Origin of the sequence: uncultured Agrococcus sp. (assembly GCF_945915485.1) — a bacterium.
In the GTDB taxonomy this organism is placed as follows: domain Bacteria; phylum Actinomycetota; class Actinomycetes; order Actinomycetales; family Microbacteriaceae; genus Agrococcus.
The window spans coordinates 1-12661 of record NZ_CAMEFJ010000075.1 but is presented as its reverse complement, the minus strand read 5'-3'; the positions used below and the strand labels follow the sequence as shown (position 1 = coordinate 12661).

The 12661-nt window shown below is 64.0% G+C and carries 13 protein-coding genes and 1 pseudogene; 2 read left to right on the top strand and 12 right to left on the bottom strand.

From position 1 onward, the window contains the following. A pseudogene (locus Q0O95_RS10990) lies at positions 1-474 on the bottom strand (long-chain fatty acid--CoA ligase); the annotation flags it as partial. Between the two features lie 102 nt (positions 475-576). On the opposite strand from Q0O95_RS10990, the gene Q0O95_RS10985 reads away from it, so the two are divergent. Then, complete coding sequence (locus Q0O95_RS10985) at positions 577-1578, top strand: alpha/beta hydrolase (protein ID WP_293698449.1); 1002 nt, start codon at positions 577-579, stop codon at positions 1576-1578. 33 nt (positions 1579-1611) lie between these two features. Here the strand turns inward: Q0O95_RS10985 and Q0O95_RS10980 are convergent, their stop codons facing one another. The 9 genes from Q0O95_RS10980 to Q0O95_RS10940 form a co-directional block, all read right to left on the bottom strand. Further along, complete coding sequence (locus tag Q0O95_RS10980; RefSeq protein ID WP_293698446.1) at positions 1612-2457, bottom strand: hypothetical protein; 846 nt, start codon at positions 2455-2457, stop codon at positions 1612-1614. Positions 2458-2804: 347 nt separating this feature from the next. Next, positions 2805-3059 carry a hypothetical protein gene (locus Q0O95_RS10975; protein WP_293698443.1) on the bottom strand — a complete coding sequence of 85 codons (255 nt, stop codon included), beginning with the start codon at positions 3057-3059 and terminating at the stop codon, positions 2805-2807. A 71-nt stretch (positions 3060-3130) separates the two neighbouring features. After that, positions 3131-3934 carry a MetQ/NlpA family ABC transporter substrate-binding protein gene (locus tag Q0O95_RS10970; RefSeq protein ID WP_293698440.1) on the bottom strand — a complete coding sequence of 268 codons (804 nt, stop codon included), beginning with the start codon at positions 3932-3934 and terminating at the stop codon, positions 3131-3133. Between the two features lie 25 nt (positions 3935-3959). After that, positions 3960-4643 (bottom strand): methionine ABC transporter permease, encoded by a 684-nt coding sequence (locus Q0O95_RS10965; RefSeq protein WP_293698437.1) that lies wholly within the window; start codon positions 4641-4643, stop codon positions 3960-3962. Then, positions 4640-5380, bottom strand: coding sequence for an ATP-binding cassette domain-containing protein (locus Q0O95_RS10960; protein WP_293698435.1), 741 nt, complete (start codon positions 5378-5380; stop codon positions 4640-4642). Before Q0O95_RS10960 ends, Q0O95_RS10965 begins: the two co-directional genes overlap by 4 nt. A gap of 600 nt (positions 5381-5980) precedes the next feature. Continuing rightward, complete coding sequence (locus Q0O95_RS10955; RefSeq protein WP_293698433.1) at positions 5981-6874, bottom strand: TIGR01777 family oxidoreductase; 894 nt, start codon at positions 6872-6874, stop codon at positions 5981-5983. A gap of 167 nt (positions 6875-7041) precedes the next feature. Then, entirely contained in the window at positions 7042-7338 is a 297-nt protein-coding gene (locus tag Q0O95_RS10950; protein WP_293698431.1) for a hypothetical protein, read from the bottom strand. After that, on the bottom strand, positions 7335-8831 hold the full coding sequence (locus tag Q0O95_RS10945; RefSeq protein WP_293698429.1) for a TFIIB-type zinc ribbon-containing protein: 1497 nt from the start codon (positions 8829-8831) through the stop codon (positions 7335-7337). Before Q0O95_RS10945 ends, Q0O95_RS10950 begins: the two co-directional genes overlap by 4 nt. Positions 8832-8843: 12 nt before the next feature. After that, positions 8844-10094, bottom strand: coding sequence for an SPFH domain-containing protein (locus tag Q0O95_RS10940; protein ID WP_293698426.1), 1251 nt, complete (start codon positions 10092-10094; stop codon positions 8844-8846). A 516-nt stretch (positions 10095-10610) separates the two neighbouring features. Here Q0O95_RS10940 and Q0O95_RS10935 point away from each other — a divergent pair. Then, positions 10611-11021, top strand: coding sequence for a VOC family protein (locus tag Q0O95_RS10935; protein WP_293698423.1), 411 nt, complete (start codon positions 10611-10613; stop codon positions 11019-11021). 45 nt (positions 11022-11066) lie between these two features. On the opposite strand, the gene Q0O95_RS10930 is transcribed toward Q0O95_RS10935, so the two are convergent. Both Q0O95_RS10930 and Q0O95_RS10925 read right to left on the bottom strand, forming a co-directional pair. Then, on the bottom strand, positions 11067-11423 hold the full coding sequence (locus tag Q0O95_RS10930; protein WP_293698421.1) for a hypothetical protein: 357 nt from the start codon (positions 11421-11423) through the stop codon (positions 11067-11069). Positions 11424-11595: 172 nt separating this feature from the next. Further along, positions 11596-12441: a hypothetical protein gene (locus tag Q0O95_RS10925; protein WP_293698419.1), complete on the bottom strand. Its 846-nt coding sequence runs from the start codon at positions 12439-12441 to the stop codon at positions 11596-11598. Positions 12442-12661 lie beyond the last annotated feature (220 nt).

Below are 12661 nucleotides of genomic sequence, written 5' to 3'. Positions count from 1 at the left end.
CGGCGTAACGCCGGTCTCGTGAGCCAGGAATGCTGCGCTGCCGATCACGGTGCCACCCCACCGTTCGCGTTCGAGCGCCTCTGCGAGGTCGCCCGCGTCGCTGATGACGACGCCGATACCGGTCGCCAGAATGACGCGCACCCTGTGTTCGAGCGGCCATCGCGGGTCGATCGTTGCCGAGACGGCCCGGTAGCCGGCGAGCCCGGCGATGATACGCGAGGTGTGGAAGGCGGATTCAAGACTGATGGCTGTGATCGGGGTGCCCTGCGTCTCGGCAGCGGGCGCGGGCGGATGCTCCTGCCGGTTGTGCAGTGCGTCGACGGCGGCGAACACGCGGCGTGAATCCGCCAGCAACTCGGCGTACGTGAGCCGCGCATCCTCGCCGACAATCGCCAACCGTTCGGGGCTGCTCTCAGCGGTTCGCAGCAGTGCTGCCGTCACTGGCACGTCCTCGACCCCCTGTTCCGTCAGCATGAAGTGAATCCAGTCTATATTTCGAACGTGTCCGGAGTGCGCCCTATTCCTGCCACTCGCGCGGCTCACTGCTACGGGAAACACTCTTGATAGATTCAAGGTATGGAAGAGGGCTGGCGCGAGGACATCCTGGGGCCTGGCTTCGAGCAGCGAACCCTCCGACTGACACCGGAACAAGACACCGACGATCAGACCGTCGTCGCAACCATCGTGCGAAGTCTGCCGAAGCCGCGGCGCCTGTGGCAGCGTCGACGACAGTTCGAAGACATCGACGTGCTGTACGTGCACGGGTGGTCCGACTACTTCTTTCAGACACGGCTCGCTCGGTTCTGGACCTCCCGCGGGGCTCGATTCTTCGCACTCGATCTCCGTCGGTACGGCAGGAGCCTGCTGCCCGGGCAGGCACTGAACTACGTCGCCGACCTGCGAGCCTACGACGAAGACATCGAATCGGCGCTGCGGGTCGTGCGGGAGGAGCCGTCCGGCCCTCGCCGCATCGTGCTCATGGGCCATTCGACGGGCGGCCTGGTGCTCAGCCTCTGGGCGAACAGGAACCCGGGAGTCGCAAGCGCAGTGGTGTTGAACAGCCCCTGGCTCGAGTTTCAGCTCGGAGCCCACACGAGGACAGCGCTCGCGCCGGTTGCCGAGTGGCGCAGCCGTCGAGACCCCCTCGCAACCGCGCCGACCATCGATCTCGGCTACTACTCGCGCGCGCAGAAAGAGGTGTACGACCCCGACGACCCGTACACGATCGATGAAGCGTGGCGGCCGCCGAACAGCGCACCGGTGCACGCCGGATGGGTGAAGGCGATTCTGCAGGGCCACGCCGAAGTCGCCAAGGGGCTCGCGATCGACGTCCCCGTGCTCACGATGCTGTCGAAGAAGTTCGTGGCGCCCACGAAGTGGATGGAGGAATTGACACGAGTCGATTCCGTCATCGTCGTCGAGAACATTGCCGAAGCGGCGCTGAAGCTCGGCCCCTCCGTGTCGATCGAGCACATCGACGGGGCGATCCACGACATCTTCCTTTCCCGACGTGAGGTGCGGCAGGAGGCTTACGACCGGCTGGAACGCTGGCTGCGGGGGCCGCTGCCCCAACGCTGAGACATCGCGCCGCCTCGGCGCCGGCGGTCGGCGTTACTGGGCCTCGGCCCAGGCACACCACATCTCGCCCTCTTGGTCGTGGACCCCGACCAGCACCCAGCCGGGGAAGTCCTCGCCGTAGATGGGCCAGGGCTCGACCGAGAACACCCAGGTCGTTTCGCCACCGCTGACCTCCATTGCTTCGGCATCCGGCACCGCGTGCAGCGGCCCGCTGTAGGTCACCGACTCGTAGTCGCTCGCGACCGGGCACAGCCCGCCGAAGCCGCCCCTGGGGTCGACCTGCACCGGCCACCACTCCCCCTCATTGCGGGCTTCGACCGCGATGACGGTACGAACGCGCTCATCGGTTCCGGTCTCCGAACAGGCGAGCCCGGACTCCCCTATGTGACGCCGCGTCTCGTGAATCTCGACACCGCCGCCATCCACCGCTTCGACGGAGTGCAGGGCCGTCCCGCAGTGTGCCGCACGCGCGACCGGCAGCGTCACCTGTTTCGGATCCCCCTCCTCCGAGAGCCACAGGTACCACTGCTCTTCCACGGCGTTGCCATCGATGATGAAAATCTGCGCCGCGGCATCCATGAGGGCATCATCGTTCAGCTCAGTATGCACGACGTCACCGACCTCGTACTGCACGATGCCGTCTGTTGCGACGCCGTCCTCGAACTCCACCTGCACCGTTTCCGGCATGTTGCCGCCGGGTCGTATAGACCAGGTCAGGTTGCCGAAGTCGGTCTCCTCAAGACCGGTAGGGCTCTCATCGACGATTTCCTCCGCCTCCGGAGCAGGAGCATCCGATGGTGCTTCCTGCACGGGCGCAGCCGACTCCGAGCACGCCACGAGCAGCGCACTCAGCGCAAGACCGGCAATGAGGGCGCCCATGCGGTGACTGTGACTACGGGAGGCCATAGCCATAACGGTAGAGCGCGTTGGCCCGGTTTGCTATGGCTGTAACCGAATCGTAAGCATGTTGCTCAGCTACGACCCGCAGAGTCATGCGTCGCCCGCATCCCGAAACGGTGAAAAGACCGCCGCGGCTGGTACCCGCGGCAGCCTCTTTACGACCTCTTAGAGGTTAAGCCAATAGGGGCGATGAAGCGAGGATGCGCGGTGTGGTTTTTGAGCAAGGCGGAGTGGGAAGTGCGCAGTGGAGCTGCGCTCGAGGACGACAACGAAGCTCGAGAACCACAGCGCACACCGCAGCCACCGCAGCCTATTGGCGCGACCTCTTAGTCCCGTCCGTCAGAAAGCCAGGAGAATACGACGAAGAACGGGAACATCGCTAGCACCAAACCACCGAGGAACATGAGTAGCTCCCAGCCTTCGGTTCGGAATGCGATACCCATGAGGTAGAAACCGGCAAGCATGAGTGCGGTGAGAACCATGACGAGAATGACTGCGCCGAGCGACGGCGGTGCAGCGCTTCGCTGCTCGCCAGAAGAGATTTCGTCTGAGCTGATCGTGTCTGGCTGCTGTGAACTCACGAGCCCCTCCCAAGATGCGTAGATTACCGGTGCTCTTCTAGCTTACGCGAATCGAGCGGTCGCCGCGCCCACTAGAACGCCGGAGGCACACCGAGATCCTCGAGCGTCGTGCGCACGTGGTCGCTCGTGAGCGCACGTTGCACGGCGCCGATGGCCTCGGAGTCGGCATTGTCGGCGTGAGCGACCAGCCCGAGCCCGAAACGGTCGTCCGACTCTACTGCGATGCCATCGTCCTCAGGCGTGAGATCGATGTGGCGAGCGAAGGACGGCAGGTTGAACGCCGCATCGGCTTCCTCGTATGCGGTGTTGAGCTGCATGAGGTCGACCTGTGTGATATCGAGGTTCCGCGGGTTGTCGACGATGTCGCGCATTGTCGCATCGAAGGGCTCGGCGTCCGGGTCGAGTTCGATGATGCCTTCGCTAGCGAGCAGTTCGAGCGCACGGGCCGCGTTCGATCGGTCATTGGGAATCACGACGCTCCCGCCCTCCGGCAGTTCGTCGAGTGAGTCGAGAGACTGCGAGTAGAACGCGGCGACGACGTAGTAGACCGGCTGGATGAACACGAGGTCCGCGTCGTTCTTGTCGTTGTAGTCCTGCATGAACGGCTCGAACTGCACGAGGTTCGCATCGATCTCGCGATTGTGCACGAGCGTGTTCGGCTGCACGTAGTCGGAAACGGGAACGAGCTCGATCTCGTAGCCGTCCTCGATGACGTCCGCGGCGGCTTCGACGGCGTCGGTCATAGGGGTGACGGTTGCTGCAATCTGTACCGTGACGGTCTCGCCGTCAGCGGTTCCCGCGTCGCCGGATGCGCATCCCGTCGCTGCCAGGGCGAGCGCGGCGACCGAAAGAGCGGCAGTAGCGCGTAGACGCATGGTTGGTGTCCTTTCGTGGCGCGTATCAGCGGCGGTCGATGGCAACCGAGAGCCGGTGGCCCCCGACCTGCAGCAGCTGTACGCAGATGATGACGATCACGATCGTCGTGTACATGAGTGGGTAGTCGTATTCCTGGTAGCCGTAGCGGAGGGCGAAGTCACCGAGCCCGCCACCTCCGACGACACCCAGAACGGTGGAGTAGGAAATGATGCTGATGGATGCCGACGTGAGGGCGTAGACGAGGCCGGAGCGGGCTTCCACGAGCAGGAAGCGCGTGACCGTCTGGAAGGTGCTCGCTCCCATCGACCTTGCCGCGACGAGTACGCCGGAGGGCACTTCGAGCAGAATCTGCTCGACGAGTCTCGCATAGAGGGCGACCGCGACGAAGCAGAGAGGGAACGTCGCTGCGGCAGTGCCGAACGTCGTGCCGTACACCGTGCGCGTGAGCGGAATCATGAACACGACGAACAGCAGGAAGGGGAAGGACCGCACGACGGTCACGTAGAGGTTCGCAATGTGCCAGATCGGCTTCGATTCACGGACGCCGCCGGGTCGCGTGAGGAAGATCGTGACACCGACCGGCAACCCTATGAGTACGGCGGCCGCGAGCGACCAGCCGAGCATGTAGCCGGTTTCGGCTAATGCGACCGTGATCTGGTCGGCGTTCGCGGTGAGTGAATCGACGATCGTGTCGATGAAGTCGTTCATGCCTCGAGTACCCGCTTCGCGTGGTCGAGATAGGTGCCCTGCTCACCGCGATCGGCTTTCGCAACCGGCACGGCCGCTTTCAGCTCGCCCCGTTCGAGGATGACGGCCCGATCGCAGATGGTCTTCACGGCGGCGAGCTCGTGGGTGACGAGCGCGATGGTCGTGCCGAAGTCATCCCGCGTCGCGGCGAGCAGACGGAGAATGTCGGATGTCGTGCGTTCGTCGAGCGCGGAAGTCGGCTCATCGCAGAGCAGGAGCGTCGGCTGGGTGATGAGTGCCCGCGCGATGGCAACGCGCTGCTTCTGCCCTCCTGACAGCTGTGCGGGGAAGTGCTTGGCTCTATCCGCTAGCCCCACGTACTCGAGCAATTCCGCGACGAGTTCCGGGTTTTTTCGACGCTGCAGCCGGAGCGGCAGTTCGACGTTCTGCGCAACCGTGCGATTCGAAAGGAGATTGAACGACTGGAACACCATGCCGATGCGATGCCGCATCCGACGTCGTTCACGCTCTCGCACGGGCGCGGGATCCATCCCGTCGATGAGCACTCGGCCGCCCGTCGGCCGCTCCGTGGCGTCGAGCAGGCGCAGGAGGGTCGATTTGCCGGCTCCGGATTCGCCGACGATCCCGACGATCTCACCGCGCTGGATTTCGAGGTCGATTGCATCGAGCGCGACGGTGCCATTGCTGTATCGAACCGTGACGTTTTCGAGCGCGGCGGCCGGGCCCACCGAGTCCATGCACACCCTCCGATTCGATCTTTTAGTATCCGGTTAATTATACAGCTCAATTGAATTCACCGGCGCGCGTTGCAATTTCCTGCTCGGCGCGCCCGGTGCGTAGTGCCGGGGACGAGACTTGGCACTGTGCTCGAACACGGCAAGCGCTGCTGCGCATCAGCTCGAACCGCGAAAGTGGCCGTGACTCACAGTTGCTCCGGCAGCGGCAAAGGACATGGGCGTCGGCCTCAGAGTCTGACGGGAGGGCACCGAGACACGGCGCTGCGCTTCAGAACCGGCAAGAACCGCCGCCTCTCGGTACAAAACCCGAAAATCGCCGCATCTCGTGACCACCGCTGGGGCGACAGACTTGGGCACCCGAGGGTTGCAGTCGTCGCTGTCAACGGACTTACATCACCACCGTCAGCGGCCATCCTAGTGACAAAACAGGCACTAATGACCGGAGACAGCATCCCGTCCCTGCCGCCTACATGAATCTGAAATACGACAAGATGCACCGAAAGACGGCGATCCGTTACTCAACCGGCAAAATCCGCCGCCTCTCAGCGCGAATCGTGAAAAACGCCGTGTTTCGCGGCTTCACGCACAAGGCGCGACCGACTACCCGAGCGTCGAGACGATGGCAGCTCGGAGTTCGGGATGCTCGAACACGAAGCCCGTTTCTTCCAGTACCGAGGGGCGTACATCAGCGTCCACGGTCAGCATCGAGGTGACGGCTTCCGGGCTCAGCACGGTCTTCAGCGTCCACTCGGGAGCGGGCAGCCAGTACGGTCGCTCGAGATAGCCCGCGAGCGCCAGACCGATGTCGTTCTGCGTGACGATGTCCGGTGCTGCGAGGTTCACGGGCCCCGCAACGTTGTTGTCGATCACGTGGAGGATTGCTCGTACCTCGTCTTCGAGTGTGATCCACGGCCACTTCTGCGTGCCCGCACCGAGCGGACCGCCAGCACCGAGCCGCGTCAGTGCGATCATGGGCGCGAGCACACCCTTGGGGTCGAGGATTGGCGCGGTGCGCAGCAGCGTCACGGGCGTCACCGACTCGATGCGGCACGCCATGGCCTCCCACGCAATGCACAGCTTTGCCAAGAAGGTCTGACCCGGAGGCGACTGCTCCGTCACAACAGCGCCAGGAACACTCCCGTAAAACCCGACGGCAGACGCCGAGATGAATGCGGGCGCGTCACTGCCCAGGGCCGCAATGGCATCCGTGATCGTTCGCGTGCTGTCGAGCCGTGAGTTGACGAGTGCCTTGCGGTAGTTGTGCGTCCAGGGCAGGCGGCCGACGCTCGCCCCGCTGAGGCAGATGACGGTATCGGCACCCTCGATGGCATCCGGTTCCAGTCGCCCTGCTGCCGGGTCCCATTCGCGCTCGTCGTGACGCTCGGGCGGGCGCCTCACGAGCTTCGTGACGGAATCTCCACGCTCTCGCAACCGGTCGGTAAGCGCCGTTCCGATAAGGCCGGAAGCGCCGGCGATAACAACCTGACGGGTCATACGTACCCCCATTCGTTACCACCAGCCTAGGAGATCGCGTGTGACGATGTCGCTCCTGCCGGCAGGGTGAGTCGCCCGCGACGCCGAACCCCGTCGAGAAACGCACAGGACCCGAGCCCCACGCCTACCGGCAGCGCAGTAATGCGCCCACGGGATGCGGCATCACGCTAGAAGCGGCGAACGCGAGTTCGGTGATCTCCGTCATTCCGGCCGGGAATCGCACGGCGACGCGTACCCCGAATCGAGTTGACCTTCGTGTCGCTTCCCGTCGCCGGGCGAGTTTCCACACGGGTCTCGGCTTCGAAGTGATGCGTCTTGTCGGTGTTGCGGTAATACCGGTAGATCATCCAGTACACGACCCCACCGCCGACGGGGCCGGCGAGCAACAGCGCGAGAAGGTAGCCGTCCGACGACGAGCTCGCGATCGGCAGAACGGTCGCAAGTGCAATCAGGAGTGTGTTCATAGCGTTGCCACCAATGCTGCTATCGCTGCGCCTTCAATGATCGTGCCGGAGGTAATCGCCGCGATCCACAAGCGACCGTGCGAGACCGGGATGCTCCCCATCGTTTCGCCAGTGCGCGCGTTGACAGCGATGTAGTGCACCATGTTCTTGCCGCGCTCGGTGTGATAGTACGAATACAGCCATACCGGCAGATACATCGACACCCAGCGTGTGCCGCGAACGTTGATCCGCTCGGCCTCCCACCGCACTCCACGACCGTAGTTGCGAATGGACTCGGTCAACCGCGAACGACCTATGGACAGCAGCTGGTTCTCGAGCACCGGCTCCAGATGCGAGACGTCCTGGTCGCGCTTCTCCGACGAGAACCCGTTCAAGTAGTTCGCGTTCCATCGCACAGCGTTCTCGGTATCGAACGGCAGGATCGTGTTGATGATGTTGTTCGTGTTGACGAGCGTGTTCATGTCGGCTCGCTCGGCAGACGACTCGAGGGTGAGGTCGTCGGTCATGAAATCGAGGTGACGCTCCACTCGGTACACGTCCGCGTCGTACACGGTCTCGCGCTTATCGCCCCGCTTGCGCGTGTACTGGCGCGTCTGCACCTCGCCTTCGCCGACAGCGTCGACGCTCGCATTCGCGTCGACGACCATGTAGGGCATGTACACACCAGCGACGTTCTCCGGCCGGAATTCCTTCCGGAACGTACGATCGGCGAACATCTTGCGCTTGTTGGTGAACTCGCGGATTCGCTCGATCGCCTGATCGCGCGTGAGCGCGAATGGCAAAACGGCATCCGGAACAGCCCCGTTCGGGATCTGCTCGTTGACGGTCAGATTGTGCCGGCACCAGTGGCAGCGCGCCGACATCGCCTCGGCCGTATTGACGACGACTTCGGCACCGCAGCCGGAGCACTTCATCGTCACGATCTCGTTGACGTCCGCCTGAATCTCGGCGGCGCCCGTGCCGATGACGGTGCCGCGAAGATCGGAGATCGGCACATTGCCGAGCTTGTTCTGATCGAACTGCTTCTCCGACCATTCGTGGCGGCAGAAGAGGCACATCAGCATACCGGAGGAGGCGCGCAGCTGAATGTCCGTCGCACCGCAGCGCGGGCACCGGTTGACGCCGTCCTGCAGGTTCTGGTTGCTCGTATCGACCTCCCGGAGCCCATCCGTCGTCGCTCCGGTCAGGTCCGCGAGCTGCTCCTCAGGCGTCTGTTGCCCAGGCGTCTGTTGGCCCGGCGTCTGTTGCCCGGGTGGTGGATGGCCGGGCGCCTGCGGAGCGGCAGGAGCGGGTGCCCCCTGCTGCTGGTGCGGAAGCTGTGCAGGAGCCGATGGCTGCGCAGTCTGCTGCTGCGCCGTGTGAGGAGCCTGCATCTGCTGTTCGGGGACAACGGGCGGATGCTGCTGTGTGTGGCCAGCGGGAGGCTGGGTGGGCGGCTGCGCGCCGGGGGTGGGTTGCCCCTCCCCCGGCTGCTGTACGTAGGGACCGTTCATGATGCTGCTGCTCTAGAGGCCGAGAGCTTTCGCTTTGGCCGCGTCGTAGTCGTCCTGCGTGATGAGCCCGGCATCCAGCATTTCCTTGAGCTTGGTGAGCTTCGCGAACGAATCCTCTTCCGCGGGCGCCGCCTGGGGCGGGGGTGCTGAAGGTGGCTGCTGGTGTGGCGCCTGCTGCGGTGGATGCGCCGGTGCCGACTGCGGCGGGGGTGCCTGCTGCGCATTGGGGCCGACGCCGGGCACCGGTTGCTGGAGCCCGCCGAGCCCTGCTGTTCCGGCGGCCATGCCCATGCCGAAGATGCCGCCGGTGCCGCTCGTTTCGCCTGCCGATTCGAAACCGGCTGCAACCGAGGCCTGCAGGTTCGAGTTGCCTCGCGAGCCCGACAGTGCATCCGCGCGCTGCACGTTCTTGAGCAGCTCGCGCGTGTTCTCGTCGTATTCGATCGAGATGATCGCGGTGGAGATAATCGCGAGCCCGCGCCCAGAGCTCCACTGGTAATTGTTCTCGACCGCTGCCGAGAGGCTCTGCGCGAAGCCGACGGAGTCCTGTTGGATGCGCGTGATGCGGTTGCCCTTGGACGGGTCGTTCGTGTACATCGAGAATGCGGGAGCAAGCGAACCGACGACTTCGTTGAACAGCTGCGCCGCTGCGTCGTTGTCGATGTCGGTGAAGTCGAACACCTGGCCGGGCTGCAGGTACTTGGCCGGCACGAAGCCCTTGATGAAGAGAATGGGGTCGATGATGCGCATCGTGTAGGTGCCGCGTGTAACCGCGCCCACCTGCGCGTTCATGTAGGCGTCATCCCAGTAGATTTCCGACTGCGTGCCGAAGCGATTGTTGGGGAGCTCCTTGAGCGAGACGAAGAACGCGCGCTGCTGTGCGCTGGGGCGGCCGCCGAACTTGAAGCGCTCCCACGAGGTCTTGATCAGGGGGCTGACGAAGCCGTTGCCTGCGAACATCGACTGGGAGTCCTGGGCGTCCGAGTTCCACTCGTAACCGCCGGGTTCAGCGGCGAAACCGGTAATGGCGCCGTCCTGCATCAGCACGAGACCGTAGCCCTCGGGCACGACGATCTTGCTGCCGTTCGTGATCACACCGTCTGAGGCGCTCGTGTTCGATCCTCGGCCAGCGTTCGTGCCGTTGGGCACCGCGGCGAACAGTGCCGCTGTTGGCGAAAGGCCGCCCGGCACCGTATAGAAATCACGCCACTGGTCTCCGAGTGCGCCACCGACTGCGCCCGCTATTGCCTTGAAAAGCCCCATTGCTGCCTCACGTTCGTAGATGGAGAGGGAGATCGAATCGATGGTCGATCCGGCTTTCAGTGTACTGGGGGTTTGGTGATCGAAGCTCAGAGAATCGTGCATGGGGCAGACGGGCGCAGTGAGTCATGCGTACCGGGACGGGTAATCGAGCGTTACCGACGTGCTGGAGACCGCATCCACTATTTCGTTCGGCGCCGTGGTGAAGACTGCTCGCGTGGCCCCGGGCGGCGCACGTTCACCAACCTGACGGCCACGATTATCGCATTGGAGGCCGACCGACAGGCGAACTCGTTGACAGTGACCGCTGTCCGACATCACGCGCGACACCTTCCACCGGTGTGCGCGGAGCCCGACCGCACTGCCGGCGGTGCTGACGGGGGCGACGGAATCGAGCATCGAATACGCGGCATCCGGCACGATCGACGCCTGCCCGCAGTGGCGGAGGAGCTGGAAGCAACGCTGCGTAACTGAAGGAGATGCTGTTCTGCCGCCACCAGTAGCCGTTACGCTTGCGCCATGCCTGTCTTCGATCATCTCGGTATCACCGTCAACGACCTGGCCAGATCGACAGCACAGTTCGATGCTGTCATGCAAGCGCTCGGATTCGACCGCGAGGATGCGGACGGTTCCGTCGCGTGGTGGAAGGAAGGCGAGTCGGAGCTCATCCTCTTTCCCGTCAGGGACGCTCCCGACGGCTCGCACGTTCACGGCAGGGTCGGCTGGCAGCACCTCGCGTTCGCGCTGGACTCCAGGGCGGATGTCGACCGGCTGCACGCTGTCGCTACCGGCGCGGGCTGGTCGGTTGTGCGCGATCCCAAGCTGTTCCCGCGATTCAACGAGCGCTATTACGCATCGTTCGTCGAGGACGACAGCGGCATCCGGATCGAGTTCATGCACAACCCTCCGCCGGAGAACGCCGACAGCTGACGCCAGGAAATCAGAGGTCGCGCGACCAAGCGCGGGAGTGGCCCGTCAGCCGATGGTGCCCTCGGCGTCCTCGACGCTCTTCAGCTCATAGCCGTCACCGGATGTACCGTGCAATGCTGAGAAATCGGCCGCCGAAACGGGAACAACCTGATAGGAGTCGGAGTCCAGGTCGATCAGCAAGAGCCGCTGCCCTACGCGCCGGAGTGCCGCGTCTGCGGCTCTCACGAGATCGCTCGCCATGCGCGGTTCGGAGTCGCGCCGCTCATCACCCCATGCGGGAGGGCGAAGCTTTAGCGCGACACAGGCTCTTTCGATCTGCTCGTTGACCCAGGCGGCTTCATCACCCTTCCAGTCGAGCCAGATGATCGTACCGAGGTCTTGCCCGATCCCGGTGATGAGCATCCCATCGGTCGGGGCATCGCCGAAGCCGTCATCGAGGGCCGGGTAGCGCTGCAGCAGGGCTTGGAGCCCCTCGATCGCAAGCGTGTGTCGACTATCCCGCAGGCGGGCGTTGCCTGCCGGGGGTCAGCACACTGCGCTCGATCAGATCGTTCGGTATGCCGTCGCGCGACGTTCACGGCTTCGGCCGCTGCCGCGCCGCTTCGTTGCTGCCGGTACCGGTTGCATCGTCTCCCCGTTCGTCCGGGTCGGCGAACGTGAGGAGTTCCTCAAAGGGAGATTTTCCGTTGCTGAGCCTGACCAGTGCGGTCGTGTACAGCCCTTTCGACTCGGTGATCACGACATCTCTCCCACCGGATTTCGCCGCCGCGGGGATGGCATAGATCGAACGCGTGAGCTGTTCGGCCGGAACGGCCGGGTCGAGAGCGAGCCTGAACATCCCGAACTCGAATGTCGTGAGGAACAGTCTGCGCAGCGCGGGGTGCGCCCCGCTCCTCAGCGGCTTCGTCACATCGGCGTTGAATCCAATGCAGACCACGACCTGTTCCGCGCCGGCGGCGGAGGCCGCCTTATGGCCGAGCTTCTGCACGAGACCCACGGCTCGCTGCCCCCGAGTATCGACCACCGCCACGCCCGTCGTTAGCTCCCACGGAATCTCCAGTGTCTCAGCGACGATCATGCCTCGCCGCGAGAGTCGAAAGTATGTGTCGGACGCACCTGCCGCCCGCAATTTCCGGCGCAGCCCCAGCAGGAAGAAGAGCAGGAGCACCGTGACCACAATGAAGAGCGCGACAAGCACGTATGTCGCGACTCTGCCGATGTCGGTGAACAGCAGCAGCGCGCCGAGACCGAGACTGACGGCGAGCGTCAACGCTATGGCGGCCAGCACTGCTGTATTGCCGCGAAGCTTCTTGACGAGTCGTTCTTTGTCGACGACGACAGCGAACTCCCTGCCTTCGTTGAAGAAGTCCACCCAGTCGTGGAAGAGCGGATGCTGGGGTGGCTGCGGGGCAGTGCTCATTCGTCGAGAATAACCCAGGCGCACTCAGCACCTTTCCGCGCTCGTCTGGGCGGACAGATTCGTGCATCGAGTGCGCCTCATCGAGTCCGCTGAGCGATCCCTCGGCTCAGTCGCGCGTCTCGATCGCGTAGGTCCGGATTTCGGCGATCTTCGCGGTCTTCGCGGTACTCGCGAACCGGAACATATGGCTGAAGTGCACGCGAACACCGTCGGCTTCGAA